Origin of the sequence: Fontibacillus forbon (assembly GCF_046559655.1) — a bacterium.
Classification (GTDB): Bacteria; Bacillota; Bacilli; order Paenibacillales; family Paenibacillaceae; genus Fontibacillus.
In genome coordinates, this window is record NZ_JBKGFV010000001.1 from 37,315 (window position 1) to 57,217 (window position 19,903).

15 protein-coding genes are annotated in these 19,903 nt (G+C 48.9%); 13 read left to right on the plus strand and 2 right to left on the minus strand.

All coding sequences use genetic code 11. The annotated features are described in order from the left end of the window. Positions 1 to 64: 64 nt before the first annotated feature. From ACLB09_RS00140 to pglX, 3 genes are all read left to right on the plus strand, one after another. Positions 65 to 748: a response regulator transcription factor gene (locus ACLB09_RS00140; protein ID WP_410767717.1), complete on the plus strand. Its 684-nt coding sequence runs from the start codon at positions 65 to 67 to the stop codon at positions 746 to 748. Beyond that, entirely contained in the window at positions 733 to 2,148 is a 1,416-nt protein-coding gene (locus tag ACLB09_RS00145; protein ID WP_410767718.1) for a HAMP domain-containing sensor histidine kinase, read from the plus strand. Before ACLB09_RS00140 ends, ACLB09_RS00145 begins: the two co-directional genes overlap by 16 nt. A 188-nt stretch (positions 2,149 to 2,336) precedes the next feature. Further along, complete coding sequence (gene pglX / locus ACLB09_RS00150) at positions 2,337 to 5,906, plus strand: BREX-1 system adenine-specific DNA-methyltransferase PglX (RefSeq protein WP_410767719.1); 3,570 nt, start codon at positions 2,337 to 2,339, stop codon at positions 5,904 to 5,906. Between the two features lie 816 nt (positions 5,907 to 6,722). Here pglX and ACLB09_RS00155 read toward each other — a convergent pair. Continuing rightward, positions 6,723 to 7,766, minus strand: coding sequence for an SIS domain-containing protein (locus ACLB09_RS00155; protein ID WP_410767720.1), 1,044 nt, complete (start codon positions 7,764 to 7,766; stop codon positions 6,723 to 6,725). 260 nt (positions 7,767 to 8,026) lie between these two features. On the opposite strand from ACLB09_RS00155, the gene nagA reads away from it, so the two are divergent. From nagA to ACLB09_RS00180, 5 genes are all read left to right on the plus strand, one after another. Next, on the plus strand, positions 8,027 to 9,229 hold the full coding sequence (nagA, locus tag ACLB09_RS00160; protein WP_410767721.1) for an N-acetylglucosamine-6-phosphate deacetylase: 1,203 nt from the start codon (positions 8,027 to 8,029) through the stop codon (positions 9,227 to 9,229). Between the two features lie 22 nt (positions 9,230 to 9,251). After that, a complete protein-coding gene (locus ACLB09_RS00165) occupies positions 9,252 to 10,214 on the plus strand; it encodes an ROK family protein (RefSeq protein ID WP_410767722.1) in 963 nt (320 codons plus the stop codon). 57 nt (positions 10,215 to 10,271) lie between these two features. Then, complete coding sequence (locus ACLB09_RS00170) at positions 10,272 to 11,138, plus strand: class II fructose-bisphosphate aldolase (protein ID WP_410767723.1); 867 nt, start codon at positions 10,272 to 10,274, stop codon at positions 11,136 to 11,138. Beyond that, positions 11,135 to 12,064 carry a 1-phosphofructokinase gene (gene pfkB / locus ACLB09_RS00175; RefSeq protein WP_410767724.1) on the plus strand — a complete coding sequence of 310 codons (930 nt, stop codon included), beginning with the start codon at positions 11,135 to 11,137 and terminating at the stop codon, positions 12,062 to 12,064. The genes ACLB09_RS00170 and pfkB overlap by 4 nt, the downstream gene beginning before the upstream one ends. Before the next feature lie 114 nt (positions 12,065 to 12,178). Continuing rightward, on the plus strand, positions 12,179 to 12,982 hold the full coding sequence (locus ACLB09_RS00180; protein ID WP_410767725.1) for a DeoR/GlpR family DNA-binding transcription regulator: 804 nt from the start codon (positions 12,179 to 12,181) through the stop codon (positions 12,980 to 12,982). Between the two features lie 125 nt (positions 12,983 to 13,107). Here ACLB09_RS00180 and ACLB09_RS00185 read toward each other — a convergent pair whose 3' ends face one another. Beyond that, complete coding sequence (locus ACLB09_RS00185; RefSeq protein WP_410767726.1) at positions 13,108 to 13,950, minus strand: helix-turn-helix domain-containing protein; 843 nt, start codon at positions 13,948 to 13,950, stop codon at positions 13,108 to 13,110. A 257-nt stretch (positions 13,951 to 14,207) separates the two neighbouring features. On the opposite strand from ACLB09_RS00185, the gene ACLB09_RS00190 reads away from it, so the two are divergent. The 5 genes from ACLB09_RS00190 (at position 14,208) to gnpA (ending at position 19,846) form a co-directional block, all read left to right on the plus strand. Next, on the plus strand, positions 14,208 to 15,572 hold the full coding sequence (locus ACLB09_RS00190) for a carbohydrate ABC transporter substrate-binding protein (protein WP_410767727.1): 1,365 nt from the start codon (positions 14,208 to 14,210) through the stop codon (positions 15,570 to 15,572). A 98-nt stretch (positions 15,573 to 15,670) separates the two neighbouring features. Next, on the plus strand, positions 15,671 to 16,564 hold the full coding sequence (locus ACLB09_RS00195; RefSeq protein WP_410767728.1) for a carbohydrate ABC transporter permease: 894 nt from the start codon (positions 15,671 to 15,673) through the stop codon (positions 16,562 to 16,564). Positions 16,565 to 16,575: 11 nt separating this feature from the next. Next, positions 16,576 to 17,469: a carbohydrate ABC transporter permease gene (locus tag ACLB09_RS00200; protein ID WP_410767729.1), complete on the plus strand. Its 894-nt coding sequence runs from the start codon at positions 16,576 to 16,578 to the stop codon at positions 17,467 to 17,469. A gap of 8 nt (positions 17,470 to 17,477) precedes the next feature. Further along, the gene (locus tag ACLB09_RS00205; RefSeq protein WP_410767730.1) at positions 17,478 to 17,657 is read left to right on the plus strand and encodes a DUF6903 family protein; all 180 of its coding nucleotides are present in this window, start codon (positions 17,478 to 17,480) and stop codon (positions 17,655 to 17,657) included. Between the two features lie 14 nt (positions 17,658 to 17,671). Continuing rightward, positions 17,672 to 19,846 (plus strand): 1,3-beta-galactosyl-N-acetylhexosamine phosphorylase, encoded by a 2,175-nt coding sequence (gene gnpA / locus ACLB09_RS00210; protein ID WP_410767731.1) that lies wholly within the window; start codon positions 17,672 to 17,674, stop codon positions 19,844 to 19,846. Positions 19,847 to 19,903 lie beyond the last annotated feature (57 nt).

Below are 19,903 nucleotides of genomic sequence, written 5' to 3' on the forward strand. Positions count from 1 at the left end.
TACGAGAATCTATGTATATCAAAAATAAATTATTCGCCAATACACGATCCAAAAGGAGGATGCTGTGAAAACCGTACTTATTGTAGAAGATGAAGAGGCGATCTCACGCGTCCTTGCCGCCTATCTTAGGAAGGCGGGATTCCTGCCTCTCAGGGCATCTAACGGGGCAGCGGCATTGGAGTTATTCGAAGCGAATGGCCCGGAGCTGATTCTGCTTGACCTGATGCTACCCGATACCGACGGAATGGCACTGCTGTCCACGATTCGGGAAACCAGCGCCTGTCCCGTCATCATGCTGACGGCACGGGACGGCATTGCCGACCGGCTGGCGGGTCTCGACGGCGGTGCCGATGATTATATGATTAAGCCTTTCGTCCCGGAAGAGGTGGTCGCGCGGGTAAATGCCGTGTTGCGCCGGCAGCCTCATTGGATTGACCGGGGGAGCAAGCGGATTTACGGCAATTTGGTCATCGACCTTGCTGCCAAGCAGGTGATGGTGAACGGGGCGGAGGTCGCGTTAAATCCCCGTGAGCTTGCTTTGATGCTGTTTTTGTCGGAGTGGCCAAACCGGACGTTTACCCGGGAGCAGCTGATTGAACAGGTGTGGGGAATCGATTACGACGGCAGCGACCGTGCGGTCGATTTATCCATCAAACGGTTGCGGCAATCGCTGTCCCACTGGTCTATCGAAGAAGGAGAAATCCGTACGCTGCGGGGAATGGGGTATCAGTTGTGGATCAGAGAATAAATTCGAAACAAACTTCGATCTTGTCGTATTGGACGATCCGGTACTTCATTATTTTATGTCTCGGTTTAGCCATCATTGCCTTGGCCGCCGTTTACTGGATCCGGGAAACGGCGATGGACAACCGGCTGAAGACGACGGGTCTGCTGGGGCAGGAAATTTCAGAGCGGGTAGCTTCCCCCGGAGGGGAGATCGTGATCCCGCCCGAGTTCGATGGGCTGTTGAAAAGCAGGTTTGTCTATTTCAATTTGGACAAAAACGAGCTATGTCTGATTATTACCGACAAACAGGGGAATCTGGTCTTTTCCCGGCCGGAGATCAGCGAGGGGCAAATGCGGAACAAGCTGACGGATGACCTTGCCCGCTCGAAGGACCACCGGTTTCTTGCCGTGACAACGCCGATTATGAGCGGCAGTGAGCCGATGGGGCAGGTATCGCTGTTACAATCCAAGCGCTCGCTCACTTATAGTCCGAATGAGATTATCTTGATCGTGGTGCTGCTGCTTACGCTCATCCTGTGCGGCTGGATTACTCTGTATTCCTTGTCCCGGAAGTTGTCCCGCCCGATTCGCAGCGTGGCTCACAGCGCCAGGCAAATTGCCGCGGGCTCATATGATGTCGAGTTGAACGTGAAGACGCGGGAACGGGAGATCAATGAACTGGTCGGTTCCTTTAAAGACATGGCCTTACGGCTGAAGCAGCTGGAGGAATGGCGTGCCCTGTCGCTAGCCGGCGTTACGCATGAACTGAAAACTCCGGTCACGTCCATAAAAGGACTGTTGCTGGCTGTGCGTGAGGATGTTGTCAGCCCGGAGGAAGCGGAGGAGTTTCTCGATATCGCACTCAAAGAATCGGAACGGATGGAGCGGATGGTGGCCGATTTGCTCAATTACAACGCGATGTCCTCAGGCAGTTTGGAGATGCGGAGCGATCACCTCGATGTGAAGGTGCTCGTTGAGGAAATTGTGTATCAATGGAAACTGGCGCATGAGAAAGACGAGGTCACAGTTGCCGTGAATTCCGAAGACGGAGATTTGCTAACCGGCGGAGACGCGCTCCGAATTCAGCAGATTATCGTCAATTTGTTGAATAACGCGCTTCAGGCTGCAACTTGCGAGCGTCCGCTGCAAATCGGTATCCTGCTTACGGCCCGCGATAATCATATTGAAATTGCCGTCAGCGATAACGGCAGCGGGATTGCGACGGACGAACAGAGCCAGATTTTCGAACGCTTTTACCGCGGGGAATCGAAAAAACGCAAGGTGCGCGGGCTGGGTCTGGGATTGACCTACAGCCGTTTGCTTGCCCGCGCCCAGGGTGGAGAGTTGAAGCTGGACAGCAGCTCGGATATCGGCAGTACTTTCGTGCTGGAGCTAAGGCATCAGGTCCATTTGGCCAATTAATTTACTTCTATAAATAAGCCGTCTATCGCGCTTTTGGGGCGCGGGACGGCTTTGTTTCATTTAACTTTAGATGCTTGCCTTTACAATGGGAAAATATGCTATTCTGATATCATTGGATTTTATCGAAAAACCTTCGGCATCAAGACGGATACGATCCTTCATCGAGTTCTAAAGGAGCATCTGCAAAAATGAATAAGTCGGCAATAAAAAGCTTTGCGATTTGGGCAAGAAACAAGCTTATCGCAGACATCGGGTACAAGGCGGGATTGCTGGGAATTACGGAAACGGAGATCAAGAACCCGCTGCCGCAGTCAACGCAAGAGGTACAGGTTTTCGATAGCGGCACGAAGGAACCGTATTCCATCCGCGGCGGGGAAATGGAGCGGCGAAAAAATCTGGCCGAGGCGATTCGAAGCAGAGCAGAGCGTTTCGATTATGCAACGGCCTATAGAAACACGATCGAAGAGGTGGCCTATGCCTGGTTTGTCCGTCTGATCGCCGTGCGTTTCATGGAAGTGAACGGTTATCTTCCGTCCCGGATCCGGGTCTTGTCCTCGGAAAGCCATTCCAAGATCGAACCGGACCTGGTGACTGCTCCTTTTGATGCCGATCTGGACTATACATCTACGGAGAGAGAAGAGATCCTGCAACTGAAACACGATAACCGGCTGGATGAGCTGTTCCGTATGCTTTTCATCAAGCAGTGCAACGCATTGAACGCCGTTTTGCCCGAACTGTTTCAGCGAACGAACGACTATACAGAACTGTTGATGGACTTAACGTTCACCGATGTCGAGGGCGTGGTCTACCGTCTCGTGCGCGATATTCCGGAAGACGACTTCAACGTGGGGAAGGAAGGCCAGGTCGAAATAATCGGTTGGTTATACCAGTATTACAATACGGAGTCGAAAGACGAAGCCTTTGCCTTGCTAAAAAGGAACGTCAAGATCACGAAAGAGCGCATCCCCGCGGCTACCCAGCTGTTTACGCCGGACTGGATCGTGCGGTACATGGTCGAAAACAGCCTTGGCCGCCTTTGGACAGAAGGCCATCCTGACACCAAACTGAAGGCGCGCTGGAAATATTACCTGGATGAAGCTGCGCAGAAGCCGGATGTACAGGCGCAACTGGAGAATATCCGCGAAGAATATAAAGGCATCAAACCGGAGGAGATCACGGTGATCGATCCTTGCATGGGCAGCGGTCATATTCTGGTCTATGCATTTGATGTCCTGATGCAAATCTATGAAAGCTATGGCTACAGCCAGCACGATGCCGCAAGAAGCATCATTGAATATAATCTGTACGGCCTGGATATCGACGACCGGGCTTATCAGCTATCTTATTTTGCTCTCATGATGAAAGCGAGGCAGTATAATCGCTGCATTCTGAATGGTGAAATCCAGTGTCATGTCTATGTCATTCGGGAGAGCAACGACATTAACGCGGCGCACCTGGAGCATTTCGGCTGCGGGTTGAGCAAAGCGGAACGCGATACGGCACTGGACCAAATGAAATATGTGCTGAATACGATGAAAGACGCCAAGGAATACGGTTCGATGATCCGGATCGAGAACCTGGATTGGGGGCTGCTGCAGACGTTTATTGAGCAGAGAGATTTTAACGGCTCAATTGCGGCGGACAGGATTAACCCCGACAACACCCCGGTGCAACTCCGCCAGATGGTGGATATCGCGGCCATCATGGCTCGGAAGTACGATGTGGTGGTGACGAATCCTCCCTATATGGGAGGCAAGCAAGGCATGAACGACAAGCTGCAAAACTACGTTGTGCATGCCTACCCCCTGAGCAAGGCGGATCTTTGCACCGTTATGATGGAGAGAGGCTTGGTTTTTATGAAAGAAACCGGCTTTCAAGCGATGATTACGCAGCAATCGTGGATGTTCTTGTCCAGCTACCAATCCTTCCGGAATAAATTTATGGCCTTGAACTTTACGAATATGGTTCACTTGGGCGCCCGCGCTTTTGAAGAAATCGGCGGAGAAGTCGTCCAGACCGTCGCTTACGTTTTAACGAAACGGCGGATCGAAAATTACGTTACCCGATTTACGAGATTAAGTCAGTATGATAACGCGGCGGAGAAACAAAGGCAGTTTTTTAATGATACGAACGGATATGAAAAAAAGATTAGCGAGTTTCGGCTGATTCCCGGCGCGCCATTCTCTTATTGGCTTAGCGACAAGATCTATGAGGCCTACGGCAAATGGGGGAGCTTCGGCTCCGTCGGCCATCCGGCAACCGGAATGATGACGGCGAACAACGATAAATTCTTAAGATTATGGTTTGAAATCAACAGTAATGAATTCATGCAAACCGACGTTTGGGGCCATAAATGGATCATTTATCTGAAGGGCGGTCCATTCAGAAAGTGGTACGGAAATCTGGATTACCTGTTGAAATACAATAACGATCCGAATTACATATTGCAGCAAAAGAACGCGACCGTCATGAAGATTGAAACGCTGCAACGGCCAAAATGCACATGGACCGACATCACCTCGGGGAAAAACGGGTTCCGGTACGCGCCCGCCTCTTCTTTCCATGATAAATCGGGACATTGTTTCTATCCCGCTCCCCAAGATCAATATTGGCTCTTGGGGTATGCCAATAGTGTTGTTTTTCAAATGAATCTCAAAATTTTCAATCAAAGCATCCATTGCCAGGCCGGGGATGTCGGAAAGGTCGTTATTCCGCCCGTGGAGCTTGTTCCGGTGCAGAAAGTGGCGGCATTGGCGAAAGAATCGGTGGATATCTCCCAAGAAGATTGGGACGCTTTCGAAACGTCGTGGGAGTTCTCAAGCCATCCTTTTCTAATTCACAAAACGACAGAACGAATCGCGGATGCCTTTACCGATTGGTCCCGGTATGCCGCTTCCCGGTTTCATCGGCTGCAATCCAACGAGACCGAGCTCAATCGCCTATTTATCGATATTTTCGGACTCCGGGAGGAGTTGTCGCCGGAAGTCGGCGATAAAGACGTTACGATCCGCAAAGGTGATCTCGGCCGCGATGTCCGGTCGTTCCTGTCCTATGCCGTCGGCTGCATGTTCGGGCGCTACAGCCTGGATGAGGACGGTCTTGTCTACGCTGGCGGCGTATGGGACGACAGGAAGTACAGCACTTTTATTCCGGACCTGGACAATATCATTCCAATCACGGATGAGGCGTACTTTGAGGATGATATAGTCGGCTTGTTCTGCACATTTCTGGAAAAGACGTTCGGAGCGTCTTCCCTTGAAGAAAATTTGGATTTCATCGCCAAAGCTTTGAGTAACCGCGGGGATACATCCAGAGAGGTGATCCGATGTTATTTCCTGAAGGATTTCTTCAAGGATCACTGCCGGATTTATCGGAAACGTCCGATTTACTGGCTGTTCGACAGCGGCATGTCGGACGGTTTTAAGGCGCTGGTCTATATGCACCGTTATCATGCCGATACGATCGGTAATCTGCGGAACGATTATCTCCACCGGCTGCAGCGCATTTATGACAGTGAAATTTCCCGCATGCAGGAAAGTATCAATGACGGCAGCAGTGCCCGTGAAGTAGCGGCTGCCGCGAAGCGGGAGGAAAAGCTGACCAAGCAATTGAAAGAAAGCCGGGAATATGACGAGAAAATGGCTCATCTGGCCCTGGCACGCATCCCCCTAAATCTGGATGACGGGGTTAAAGTCAACTTCGAGAAAGTGCAGAGGGGCTCGAACGGCAAGATACTAGGTGTACTAGCTGCGATTTAAATGGCCATGAAAAGTGCAGGCGAAATTTTTATAATTTGGTAGGATATTGGAAGTACTGAGTCGAAGTAGGAAGGAATATTTTAGCATTATCGGACTAGAAGGAGAGGATTAATTATCAAAAGGGCCATATGGTTAGGACGGGCTAAAGTACATGGTTGGTTGTTGGCGGGTTTAATGATTGTCTATTTGATCTGTTTAAATTCCGTGATCATGATGGAAATCATCCGCAGGAACGAGGGGATGTACGAATATGGAATGGGTGTTCTATTTATGATTCCTCTGAACTTGATATATACCTTCCTATGCTTATCAACCATCGTGTTATATATTTGTTCCGCTATTTTCAACAAGGCTTATATGATTCTGATCGGGACTCTAATCTTCTTTGTTCTTACAGTGTGTCAGCATCTGCTTGCATCGTACTTCGGAACTTACACAGGGTATGAGATTTGGGCTTACCTGCTTTCTTTGTGCGGAATGGTGAGTTATATTTTATCGCTCGCTTTAAAGCAGGGCAGACCCGTTGAATGACTGCGTTAACTTTTTATAAAGGATAAGGATCGGTGTTCAAATGAGGGCGAGACGGTTATTGGGGCTATTGCCGGCGATTGGCTTACTCCTTCCCGGATGCTTCCTCGACGACTTGTCGGAGCCCTACTTTTTCTGGCTAGCGGCGACTCCTTCATTGCTCCGGCTAGAACGGACACCGATTTTATGATCGTTTACCGAATTAAGAAGTAAATAAGTGAAAGGGTTTACGATAAGCTCAGAACCTTCAGGAGGATTTCCTGAAGGTTCTTTCTATTTATATTCAGTCTACAATTTGACCCAAGCAACAAGGCCATCGGGTTGATCGGGGTTAATGCCCTGACGCTCGGCACTTGCCAATGCGGCGATTTGCGGAATGAAGATAAATGGAATGCCTTGTACGGCAACATCTAATCTATTGTCCGAGATGATAGCTAAATCGACGTGTTCTGCCTCTATCGTGTCGGCATGATCAGCGAATGCGATAATCGTTGCACCTCTGTCTTTGATATCACGCATCAGGTTGAGCTGTTGTTCCGTGCCATTGCCGGTGATCGCCGCGATTACGAGTGTATCCGGTCCCACAGTGACCATCGGACCATGACGAACGTCCAGCAGATGATAGGAATGTGCTTGTACCTTCGCAATTTCAGTCAAAGCGATAGCACCTTCGGAAGCGAGGCCTTGAAGTTCGCCATCCGCAAGCACAACGGCATTGGACCATGCGAAATCGGCTGCTTTTCGAATATCGCTTTCTACACGTGCCATGTAGGCTTCGCCCTGGTTGATCGCCTTTTGGATGTCGGCGATAACGGCTTCATCTTCGCCGAGAAAAGCGGCCAACATCAGATTGGCTACATAAAGATTGGTTACGGTCCGGGTCTGGCAGACGCTATGGTCAAATGCCCAAGGTAACTCCAGCGATAAATTAGCCTGTTTCGAAAGCGGAGAATCCGTTACACAGGAAAGTGACAGCACGGCAACAGGTTTACCGGTTTGGAGCAATCGAAGTGCCTCGACGACTTCGCTTGTGCTGCCGGAACGCGACGGGGCTACCAGTAGGGTATTTTCTAACAAAGCATTGTATCGTTCAGGGTTTAGCATGAGGTCGCCACCGGCTAATGCGTTTGCCGGAAGTCCTGCACGTAGCCGGGTAGAAAACGCAGCGGATTCGCTTAAGCAGTAGCTTGATCCGCAGCCGACAAAAGTAACGGAAGTGATGGACTCCGATTTTGCGAAGGAAACAATTTCCTGCCTTTTAGAAAACATGTAGTCATAGGTTTGTTGTAAAGCCGTGTATTGTTGCTTCATTTCTCTATAAGTCAAACTCATCGATGATAACCTCCCGAATATTGTTGTGCAACTAATGTGAGTGTAATTCAATAAGATTGCAATTTCAATCATAAAATGAAAATTTAGATCAAAATATGAAATGTACAATCATTTAATTGGTGTTTTTATAGGTTTCTTTTCTAATAATTATCAAAAAGATCAATAAAAAGATTGAAAAAATCATTTTACCGGATTATTATAATCATGAAATGAAATAAAACATCAAGTCGATTTCGCCGCATAGACAAGGGGGAATGTTGATGCAGCATAAAGCAACTAGAATTTATAACGCACGGATTCTAACGCCGAATGGCTGGATAGAGAACGGCAGATTGCTCATCAGAAATGGAATCATCTCCGAAATTTCCGGTTCTGGAATGAAGGAAGAGGATGAGGGTGAAGAACATGAGCTTGTGGACGCCTGTGAAGGGATTTTGCTACCGGGGTTCATCGATATTCATGTTCATGGCGGCGGCGGGTACGATGCCATGCTGGGAAGTGAGGAACAAATCCAGGGGATGTGCAGATTTCATGCTTCTAAAGGAACAACTTCCTTACTGGCAACGACACTTACCGCGACGCATGATGAAATTATTAAGGCTCTGGAATGCGCTGGACAATCCATGAAGGCAGAACGCGAACCGGATGGAGCTAACTTGTTAGGCGTTCATTTGGAAGGTCCATTTCTGAATGCAGCCAGATGCGGGGCACAGAACCCCGGGGATCTTCGTGAACCTTCTATTGAAGAATTTGATGCCTTCTGGGCAGCTTCGCAAGGAACCATCAAACTCATGACGATAGCGCCGGAACTGCCCCATGCGGAAGAAGTCATCCGCCATGCTGTACGCAAAGGAGTTGTTATTTCCTTAGGCCATACCGATGCCGACTTCGAAACGATGGAGCGGGCGTCGGAGTGGGGCGCTACACAAGTAACACATCTTTTCAACGGAATGAAGCCTTTACATCATAGGGAACCAGGTGCCGTCGGCGGATCGCTGATGCTGGATCAATTAGCGGTTGAAGTGATTTGCGATGGTATTCATGTGCACCCCAGTTTGATCAAATGGGCTTTCAACATAAAGCCGGAGGGAAAAGTTATTCTGATCACGGATAGCATGTGCGCGGCCGGATGTCCCGATGGGGAATATGTACTTGGAAAACTGCCCGTTATCATGAAACAAGGAAAAGTGTACTTGAAACAAGGTGATGGAACGGAAGGCGGTCTGGCAGGCAGTTCGCTAACGATGATCGAGGCTCTGGCTAACGCAGTTAAGTTTACGGGCATGGACATTGCGGACCTTGTTCCCGCACTAACGATTCATCCTGCTACGCAAATTGGCGTTAACGATTCCAAGGGAAGCATTGAACCGGGAAAAGACGCAGACCTGATCCTAGTGAATGAGCATTTTAAAGTGCTACGAACTTTTGTGCAAGGCCATCAGGTCTACGCTTGTGAGGATTAATGCTAGAGAGGAGGGGGCTTCCATGAAATATGCAGCCGGCGTTGATGTAGGAGGTACCAATGTGGAATGCGGCATATTGGATGAACTCGGGAATCTCCTGATTAAGCGGAAATATCGAACCCACCCCGAAAGAGGCGCGGACGCTATTCTAGAAAGTATCGCTATAACGCTCGAACAGCTCCGGGCTGAAGCCGGAATTGCCGATCATGATATCGAAGTCATCGGTTTAGGGATCCCCGGACTTGTTGATCCCGAGGCAGGCATTAGTCTTCGGGCAGTTAATCTGAACTGGAATCAAGTGCCTGTGGCGGCTAAGCTCATGGAGCTTACAGGCAAACCGGTCTTTATAGATAATGATGTCCGCATGTATATCTATGGAGAAGCGATTGCAGGTGCCGGCCGCGGCTACGATTACGTCTACGGGATTACCATTGGCACGGGCTTGGCGGCTGCGTTTGTACAACACGGAGAGATCCATCGCGGGCACCGCTTTATGGCCGGGGAGATCGGACACATACCGGTCAATCATGACGGTTTTGCCTGCGGCTGCGGAAGAAACGGCTGTCTCGAAACCATCGTATCCGCAACGGGGATTGCCAAGCAAGCTCAGGCGCGAATCGAACAAGGCGAGGCGAGCTTGCTTAAAGAGTGGTTTGCCGATGTGAAGGACATCCGCTCAAGCGATGTTTCCGGGGCTTGTTTAGCAGGCGACGAACTGTCGCGGGATGTGCTTGAACAGACGGGACGCGAACTCGGGCGCGCACTGGCTTGGGTTATACCGACCCTCTCGCCCGATGTGATTGTGATCGGTGGAGGCGGCGCCCTAGCTGGCGAACTTATTTTTGAACCGATGAAAGATGAACTCAATCAATGTTTGCTTCAGGATTATCGTAATCATTTTGCCATCAAGAGTGCGGAACTTAGCGACACGGCAGGCATTATTGGGAGTGCGCTTTGGGCGCTGCATCAACATAGACAAGGTTAAGAACCCACTGCTTTAGGGCCGGTTTATCCGGCATAACACAATTAGGAGGAACTTATCATGACACTTATCTCATCCACTGAAATGCTGCAAATCGCCCGTAAAAATAAATACGCGGTCGGTGCTTTTAATGTCCACACCTTGGAAATGCTTCAGGCCGTTGTTGAAGCGGCAGTCGAAACCGATTCCCCGCTCATTATCCAATCCACGGTAGGAACGGTTAAACATTTAGGTCCCGATTTTATCGCCGAAGCCGCTAAGGTTGCAGCGGATCGTTCCGGACTCCCGATTGCCTTGCATTTGGACCATTGCACGGATTTTTCGACGATTGTTCAGTGTATCCGTGCGGGTTATACGTCGGTTATGATCGACGCTTCCATGTTTGCGTTTGAAGAGAATGTGGAACGCACGCTTAAAGTCATGGAAATCGCTCTCGCCGCAGGGGTAAACGTGGAAGCGGAACTTGGCAAAGTCGGCGGCGTCGAGGATGATATCGTCGTAGCCGAACACGAAGCGCTGCTTGCCGACCCCGAAGATTGCAGATTGTTTATTGAACGTACGGGTGTGCCTACCTTAGCGCCAGCCATCGGTACGGCCCATGGCATATATAAAGGGGAGCCGAACATCGACTTTGATCGCATCGCGAAAATTGCCGAGGTCGTTGATGTTCCGCTGGTTTTACACGGCGGTTCAGGAATCCCGGCAGAGCAAGTAAGGAAGGCGGTAGCTCTGGGAATGTCTAAAATGAACGTCGCTACGGAATTGCGGATCGCGTTCTCGAATGCGATTAAAGATGTATTCGCCGTAAACGGGGAAGAGAATGACCCTCGTAAATATATGGTTCCTGCCAAGGAAGCGGTGAAGCGCCTTGCGATGGAGAAAATGGAACTTTGCGGATGTATCGGAAAAGCCGGGGATCTTCGATGATTACAACGGTCACGCTTAATGCGGCCATCGATAAAACGTACTATGTAAATCCGTTTAAGCCGGGCGGCGTGCAACGCGTCGCCCGGCAAATGGCCGAGCCGGGCGGTAAAGGCAATAATGTGGCCAAAGTCATCAAGCTGCTTGGCGGCGATGTAACGGCAACCGGATTTGTTGCCGGCAACAACGGTTCTTTTATTGAACGCAGCTTGATCAACCGGGGAATTCAAACTTCCTTTGTTCCCGTAGCGGGAGAATCGCGCATTTGTCTGAACATCATGGATGAGTTCAGCGGAAGCTCGACAGAGTTGCTTGAACAGGGACCCGATATCAATGACGATCAAATCGCGGAGATGAAAGAGACGATACACAGACTTGCCCTGCAATCGAGTGTTATGGTGCTGTCAGGTAGCTTGCCTCCGGGTGCCCCTGCAGACCTTTATGCTGATCTTATCGGGATCATACAGCAGACAAAGGCACGCGTATTCTTGGATACTAGCGGCGCTGCGCTAAGCAGCGGTCTGCAAGCGCGGCCTCATTTTGTGAAGCCGAATGAACATGAGCTAGCCGGGTTGTTGGGACAAATACAACTTATGGGGTCCGAATGGGCCGGAGCAGCGCAGAAGCTGGCAGCCGAGGGGATCGCACAAGTGTGTGTCACGCTCGGTGACCGGGGAGCTATCGCATTCATCGATGGACAAGGGTACCGTGTTATTCCTCCAACCATTCAGGCCGCAAATACGGTCGGCTGCGGAGATTCATTTGTTGCAGGCATGGCGTTTGCGGAAGAACGTGGAGATTCGCCTGCGGAGAAGCTGCGCATTGCTTCAGCGGCGGCAGCAGCTAATGCCATGTCTGAGAAAGCAGGCCATATTGATTATAATTTTTTTCAAGATTACGTTAAGCAGGTGAAGGTTGTAACCTTATAATTGCATAGCTCGTTCATATTCTTGCAATTGACTTCAGCCTACTTGCAAATTAGCCTTCCATCCTCCAAAATTAGGATTAGAAGGAATGACGGGCTGTTATTAAAGGAGAGAGTTATGGAATATTCAAAGGGCGAGCTGCGCAGATTGAAAGCTCTGGAACTCATAAAATTGCACGGGAAAATATCCATTCAAGAAATAGTTGAAGCTATCGGCTGTTCGGAAGCTACCGCAAGACGCGACTTGGATTTATTGGAAAAGTCAGGACAAATTATTCGTACCATTGGAGGAGCCGTCTATGAAGGTGCGCTTATGCAACCGGTATCCGAATTACCCTTTGCGGATAAGCGTTTTTTTCAGCGGCAAAGTAAAGAAAGAATTGCCGAAGTTGCTGCGAAGCTGGTGGAAGAAGGCGATATTGTATGCCTAACGGGAGGTACAACGACTTTTTTCATTGCCAGAGCTTTGAAAAAGCATCGCAATATTACGATCGTCACCAATGCAGTCAATATTGCTGCCGAGTTAGCCGATGCGGACGGCGTTCAAGTGGTTGTGATCGGCGGCATCATGCGCGCCAAGAGCTACGAGCTTAGCGGTCCGCTTGCGGAAAGCGTCATCGACAAAATCAACGTCACCAAGATGTTTCTTGGGATAGATGGTGTTTCTTTAGGTCACGGATTTACGATGCATTCCGAGCTGGAAGCTCGCATCGCACAGCTTCTGATTGAACGTTCGAGCGAAGTATATGCGGTATTCGACGAAAGTAAGCTTGAGAAAAGCGCTCTGTTTACGATTATCCCATTGCATCGGGCAACCGGGATTATTACGGACAAGCAGCCGGAGGGCTGGTTTGAAGAAGCTTGTAAAGAGCAGCAGATTGCAGTTTATACAACAGTTGAAGATGTTGTTCATCAAGCATAGCTTAAGACAGGTTGCTTGTCCCCTATAAATTTTAAAATACAGAAGTTCGTTATTGAACTGCACCTCCAAGGGTTAGAATCCATCTAACAATTGGTGGTGCAGTTTTTTTGAAACGGGCTACCCCCTTATTGAATCCGCCTTTTGGTCAGAAGCCGGTAATCGCTAGGAGTTTGACCGCAGCTCCGGCGGAAACTTTGCGAGAAATAGCTTTGAGATGAAAAACCGGTTGATTCCGCAACTTGAGAAATGGAGAGATCCGTGGTTTCAAGCAATTCCTTGCTCGCGCGAAGCCTAACCTCATTTAAATAATTAATGGGTGACATCCCGTAAAATTTGGTAAAGGTGTGCGACAAATAATATTTACTGATGTGCGCCTTGTCTGCCAGAGAGTCGAGTGTAATATCTTCCGCATAGTTCGAGTCGATATACCGCTTGATCCGGCTGCATATCTTGTTGGCCCTTTGGGTAGCCACGACGGAGAACGGGTGGCCGGAGCTTCGCATTAAGCTGATGATGACAACCTCGAGCAGGTTTTGGCAGATGGCCTCGTAATTCTCTTCCTTATTTTCCGTTTCCCGAAGCAGGGCATTGAAATAAAATAACAGCTCATCCCTCTGGTTCCGATAATTGATGATTTTGTGATTCAGGCTGCCGCTTCGATTCCCGAAATCAAAGCTCATCCCCTCGACTCCGAGCACCACATATTCCAAAGGATCACTGCTGACAGATACCTCGGTATGTTCCACATTCGGGTTCACGATGACCAGATCGTCCTGCTTTACCGGGTAAATATCGTCTTCGACAATGAAATTCCCCCGACCGCTTCGGACATAGAACAGTTCGGCAAAACTATGAGAATGACGGATGCTGAACCAATCTCCTTCATAAATCGAGGAGCTGACATAGATCAACTTGGCGGGAATTTCCCCGCGCCCCTTTCCGGGCAGCCAATAGCGTACGTTTCCCAAACCCTATCTATCCTTTCCCTATTGAAAATTCAACTTTTCTTCGAATTTCGACATAATCAAACATATTTTGCTATAAAACCATCGACAATTTTTAAATTATAAACTTATTATAATAGCAAGATATATAAAATCAACGGCAACATGTATGTAGATAACAAATGACCCGATACGATAAGTTAGAAGGGTAAGAAAAAGAAATGAAAACGATTACGCAGGGTCAACAAAAAACAGAAAAAACATGGAGGGGTATTGGATTTATGAAAAAGATTCTAAGTCTTGCAATCACGGCGGCATTGACTCTCAGCCTGGTAGCCTGCGGCAACTCTTCTGACAATGGTTCGGGTTCCACAACGAAATCATCCGACGCAAATACGAACTCGGCAAAAACCACTGAACAACGTACGCTTAAACTGGCCGCTTTAGAAACCGCTTACGGGGCTGAGGTATGGAAAGAAGTAACGGCAGCTTTTGAAAAAGCCAATCCCGGCGTGAAAGTCGAAACCACCATCGACAAAAATATTGAAGATGTCATTGGGCCGGGCATGAAGTCCGGCGATTTCCCGGATGTTATCCATTTGGCAACGGGTCAGCCGAAAGGCTTGACCGAAACCTTCGTGAAAGATAATAACTTAACCGACCTTACGGATGTGCTGTCCATGACCGTTCCTGGTGAAAGCGTTACTGTAAAGGATAAGCTGATCCCCGGTTTCGTCGATACGACGATCACGAATCCTTACAACGATGGAAAAACTTACCTCATGCCTATGTTCTACAGCCCTACCGGCCTGTTCTACAACGCCGGCCTGTTCGAGCAAAAAGGCTGGGAAGTTCCGGCCACTTGGGACGAAATGTGGGCTTTAGGAGATAAGGCGAAAGCAGAAGGACTTGCCTTGTTTGCTTATCCGACGTCAGGTTACTTTGACTCGTTCTTCTACGCTTTGCTGAACGAAGTGGGCGGCGCCGACTTCTTCACCAATGCGACGCATTACGCTGAAGGCGTTTGGCAATCGGCCCAAGCTTCCCAAGTGTTCGATCTGATCAATAAATTGGCTACTTACACTGAAAAAACGGTTCCCGCTAATGCCAACAAAGACAACTTTACTAAAAACCAACAACTTATCCTGGATAATAAAGCACTCTTCATGCCTAATGGCACTTGGGTTGTCGGCGAAATGAGCAAAGCTCCGCGCGCGGAAGGCTTCAAATGGGGCTTCACGGCTCTTCCGGCAGTAGAAGAAGGCGGCGACCGTTATTCATATACCTTCTTTGAACAAATTTGGGTTCCGGCCAAAGCGGAAAACGCAGATCTGGCCAAACAGTTTATCGCTTATCTATATTCCGATGAGGCGGCAGCTATTTTTGCAAAAGTCGGCGCGATTCAACCGATCAAAGACATGTCAAGCAAATTGGATGGAGACAACAAACTTTTCTACAGTATCTATGATAATGGCGCTAAGGCCGCTATGGGTGCCTTTGCAACGACAGACCCCGTTGAAGGCGTAAGTATTTCGGATTCGGTGTTCGCTTCGATCGATTCCCTGATCACGGGTGCCAAAACACAGCAAGAGTGGGTGGAAGGAATCACTAAAGCAAGCGATGCCTTAAGAGCGGCATTGAAATAAGACAGAGACCCGAAGTCTTGAGAATGTCCTAGGAATAATGGTGGGCAGCCTGCGCTGACCACCATTATTCTGACCTTTTGGAAGGAGAGAGAAAACCAATGGATACAAATAAAGGAAGAGGACGTTTTATCTTCTTCTGTCTAGCACCCGCCGTTCTCCTTTTTGTTATTTTCTTAGTTATTCCCACGATTGATGTCTTTCGGATGTCGTTGTACAAGTGGGGCGGCTATACCGATGACAAGACCTTTGTAGGTTTGCAGAATTTCAGCAAGCTCTTTCAAAGCGACAAGTTTTATCAGACGTTCCAAAACAGTGTCTTGCTTATCGTGATCGTTACAATCGTGACCTTTGCTCTCGCGCTTCTGTTTGCATCGATGCTCACTCGCGAAAAACTGAAGGGACAAAACTTCCTGCGCGTCGTCTTCTATATTCCTAACATTCTGTCCGTGGTTGTTATTAGTGCGATCTTCTCTGCGATTTACGATCCGAACAGCGGGCTTTTGAACTCATTGCTGAACTTGTTTCGCGGATTTCAGGCGGAGCCCGTTCTATGGCTGGGAGATCAAAAGATCGTTATTTTCAGCCTTGCAGGGGCGATGATCTGGCAAGCGATCGGCTATTACATGGTCATGTACATGGCAAGTATGGCCAATATTCCGGAGAGTTTATATGAATCCGCAGGGCTCGAGGGCGCTGGCCGGATGACGCAGTTTTTCCAGATTACCATTCCATTGATCTGGACGAATATACGTACTACGCTCACCTTTTTCATCATCAGTACGATTAACATGAGCTTCCTGTTCGTAATGACGATGACGAGCGGCGGCCCCGACGGTGCCACCGAAGTGTTCCTTAGCTATATGTATAAAGAAGCTTATACGAATTCCTCTTATGGCTACGGAATGGCCATCGGTGTAATTGTGTTCCTGTTCTCGTTTGCGCTTGCCGGAATCCTGAACGCAGTTACCAGACGAGAGCATTTGGAATATTAGGAGGGGACAAGATGAATACAGACAACCGCTCGCGGCAAGGCGTTAGCGATAAATTATATAAAGGCTTTATTTATGTTGTACTGTTCGCTTTGGCCATCATTATCATCATCCCTGTTCTATGGGCATTCATGGCCTCCGTCAAACAAGACAGTGAATTTTATGGCAACCCCTGGGCGCTGCCGTTAGGAATACATCTGCAGAACTTTGCCGATGCCTGGCTGAAGGCAAATATGGGTTCTTTCATGCTCAACTCCGTATTGGTGACGGCAATTGCGCTGGGGCTTTTGCTCATTGTAGCGTTACCGGCGTCCTATGTGCTTTCTCGTTATCAATTTAGAGGAAACCGATTCTGGAATCTGATGTTTATGGCGGGTTTGTTTATTAATGTCAACTATATCGTTGTTCCTATCTTTCTGATGCTTAACAACGGGGACAAAGCGCTCCGCGGCATTCTGGGGCACCCGGTTTTGCTGAACAACCTGTTCATTCTTGCGGTGGTTTATGCCGCGATGTCACTACCCTTCACGATCTATCTTATGTCGGGATATTTCAAGTCTCTGCCCAAAGAATTTGAGGAAGCGGCTTCCGTGGACGGTGCCGGCTACTTCCGTACCATGGTGCAAGTCATCATGCCTATGGCCAAGCCCAGCATCGTAACCGTGATCCTGTTCAATTTCCTGTCCTACTGGAACGAATATATCATTTCCATGACGCTCCTGACGAAACCTACATTTAAAACGTTACCTGTCGGCTTAATGAACCTGATGGCAGCGCAAAAATCCGCTGTTCAGTACGGCCAGATGTACGCAGGTCTGGTACTCGTCATGCTTCCGACCCTGATTATTTATATTCTGGTACAGAAGAAGCTAACCCAAGGCATGACCATGGGCGGTCTGAAAGGATAAGGTGCTATATGAACGATTATATAAAGAATTACCTTCGTTATTTGGTGATGCTGATTGTTTTTCTCGTCGGACTGGGATTGGTTGTGGTCGGGCAAAAGCATATCGGTGCCCCGGGACTTGGGCTGATGCTGATCGGGCTTGCTCTGTTAATCGGACTGCTGTGGTTATATAACCGTAAATATAAATAAAGGAGTTTTCATCCATGAGTGCAAAAACAGGACGTGTGACGATACCTACTGATTTAGACGTAATTCCGCAAACCCTGGAGATCTTGAAGCGCTGGGGAGCTGACGCCGTGCGCGACTGCGATGGTACCGACTTTCCCGCCGAGTTGCAGGATATCGATGCCAAGGTCTATTCCACTTACTATACAACCCGGAAGGATAACGTATGGGCCAAAGCCAACCCTGACGAGATCCAGCAAATGTATTTGATGACACCGATTTATACGGCTGAAGGGGCAATCCTGTCCATTACCCTCATGAAGGGACTATATCCCGACATGCTTAAAGTGAACTGCCGAGACGATATCCGGCGGTGGTGGGAAGTCATCGACCGCACGGCGGGAGAGGTCGTTCCGACCGATCAATGGAGTTATGACGACAATACAGGCGTTGTGACCATCCATACCGTTCCGTTCCATGATTATACCGTTAGCTTTTTGGCTTATATTATGTGGGATCCGGTACATATGTACAATGCGGTCACCAATGAATGGACAGACGTTGAGCATCAAATGACCTTTGATGTTCGCCAACCGAAAACCCGTAAATTCACCATGGAGAGAATCCGCAAATTTATCGAGGATCATCCCTATGTCAATGTGATTCGCTACACCACCTTTTTCCACCAATTCACCCTGGTCTTTGATGAACTGGCCCGCGAAAAATACGTAGACTGGTACGGTTACTCCGCTTCGGTCAGCCCTTATATCCTCGAACAATTCGAGAAGGAGGCGGGCTATAAATTCAGACCTGAATTCATCATCGACCAAGGCTACTATAACAATAATTACCGGATGCCTTCCAAAGAGTTCCGCGATTTCCAAGCGTTTCAGCGTCGTGAAGTGGCGAAGCTTGCCAAAGAAATGGTCGATATTACCCATGAATACGGCAAGGAAGCGATGATGTTCCTGGGCGATCATTGGATCGGCACCGAGCCTTTCATGGAGGAATTCGCCTCGATTGGTCTGGATGCCGTCGTCGGCAGCGTAGGCAACGGTTCGACGCTCCGTTTGATCAGCGACATTCCCGGCGTTAAATATACGGAAGGCCGGTTCTTGCCTTACTTTTTCCCGGATACCTTCCATGAAGGCGGAGATCCCGTCAAAGAAGCTAAAGTGAACTGGGTTACCGCACGACGCGCGATCCTTCGCAAACCGATTGACCGGATCGGCTACGGCGGATATCTGAAGCTAGCTCTTGATTTTCCAGAGTTTATCGATTACGTAGAAAGCGTTACGGATGAATTCCGTACACTCTATGAGAACGTACAGGGAACGACGCCTTATTGCGTCAAAACGGTTGCCGTGCTCAACTGTTGGGGCAAAATGCGGGCCTGGGGCAATCATATGGTCCATCATGCCCTCTATTACAAGCAAAATTACAGTTATGCCGGTATTATAGAAGCCCTCTCCGGCGCACCGTTCGAAGTGAAATTCATCAGTTTCGACGATATCAAAGAAGATTCTTCCGTTTTAAACGGAATTGATGTCATAATAAATGTTGGTGACGCGGATACGGCGTATACGGGCGGGGAATGGTGGCTGGATACCGACATCGTTGCCGCCGTAAAAAGGTTTGTTTATGAGGGCGGCGGATTCATCGGCGTTGGCGAGCCGACGGCGCATCAAGCCAATGGGCGGTTTTTCCAGCTGGCCAATATCCTCGGCGTGGAGGAAGAACGCGGCTTTACCCTGGGTTATGATAAATACAACTGGGATGAGCATAATCATTTCATTACGGCGGACTGCAAAACAAACGGGGACGGAGTCAAGGAAATCGACTTCGGCGAGGGCAAGAAAAATATTTTTGCACTCGAAGGGACTACGATTCTCCGTCAAATCGATAAGGAAGTCCAACTGGCGGTTAACGAATTCGGCAACGGACGGAGCGTATATATCAGCGGTCTGCCATATAGCTTCGAGAACAGCCGTCTGCTGTACCGTGCGATCCTATGGAGCGCTCACAGCGACGGGGAGCTAAACCGCTGGTTCAGCGAGAACTATAATGTCGAGGTTCACGCCTATGTGAAGAACGGCAAGTACTGCGTCGTGAATAATACGTACGAACCGCAGGAAACGGTCGTGTATCGCGGCGACGGCTCCAGCTTCTCTCTCCGGCTGGAAGCGAATGAGATCAAGTGGTACGAGATTTGATATTGAACTGCTGCCGGCAGCTATAAGATCATCATCCGAGGTTGTCCCAGAAATCAT

What these genes read in the sequence shown, in the direction of transcription:
- pglX (WP_410767719.1), top strand. Translation starts at nt 2,337, where the DNA reads ATGAATAAGTCGGCAATAAAAAGCTTTGCGATTTGGGCAAGAAACAAG.
- ACLB09_RS00155 (WP_410767720.1), bottom strand. Translation starts at nt 7,766, where the DNA reads ATGAGTTTGACTTATAGAGAAATGAAGCAACAATACACGGCTTTACAA.
- nagA (WP_410767721.1), top strand. Translation starts at nt 8,027, where the DNA reads ATGCAGCATAAAGCAACTAGAATTTATAACGCACGGATTCTAACGCCG.
- ACLB09_RS00165 (WP_410767722.1), top strand. Translation starts at nt 9,252, where the DNA reads ATGAAATATGCAGCCGGCGTTGATGTAGGAGGTACCAATGTGGAATGC.
- ACLB09_RS00170 (WP_410767723.1), top strand. Translation starts at nt 10,272, where the DNA reads ATGACACTTATCTCATCCACTGAAATGCTGCAAATCGCCCGTAAAAAT.
- pfkB (WP_410767724.1), top strand. Translation starts at nt 11,135, where the DNA reads ATGATTACAACGGTCACGCTTAATGCGGCCATCGATAAAACGTACTAT.
- ACLB09_RS00180 (WP_410767725.1), top strand. Translation starts at nt 12,179, where the DNA reads ATGGAATATTCAAAGGGCGAGCTGCGCAGATTGAAAGCTCTGGAACTC.
- ACLB09_RS00190 (WP_410767727.1), top strand. Translation starts at nt 14,208, where the DNA reads ATGAAAAAGATTCTAAGTCTTGCAATCACGGCGGCATTGACTCTCAGC.
- ACLB09_RS00195 (WP_410767728.1), top strand. Translation starts at nt 15,671, where the DNA reads ATGGATACAAATAAAGGAAGAGGACGTTTTATCTTCTTCTGTCTAGCA.
- ACLB09_RS00200 (WP_410767729.1), top strand. Translation starts at nt 16,576, where the DNA reads ATGAATACAGACAACCGCTCGCGGCAAGGCGTTAGCGATAAATTATAT.
- ACLB09_RS00205 (WP_410767730.1), top strand. Translation starts at nt 17,478, where the DNA reads ATGAACGATTATATAAAGAATTACCTTCGTTATTTGGTGATGCTGATT.
- gnpA (WP_410767731.1), top strand. Translation starts at nt 17,672, where the DNA reads ATGAGTGCAAAAACAGGACGTGTGACGATACCTACTGATTTAGACGTA.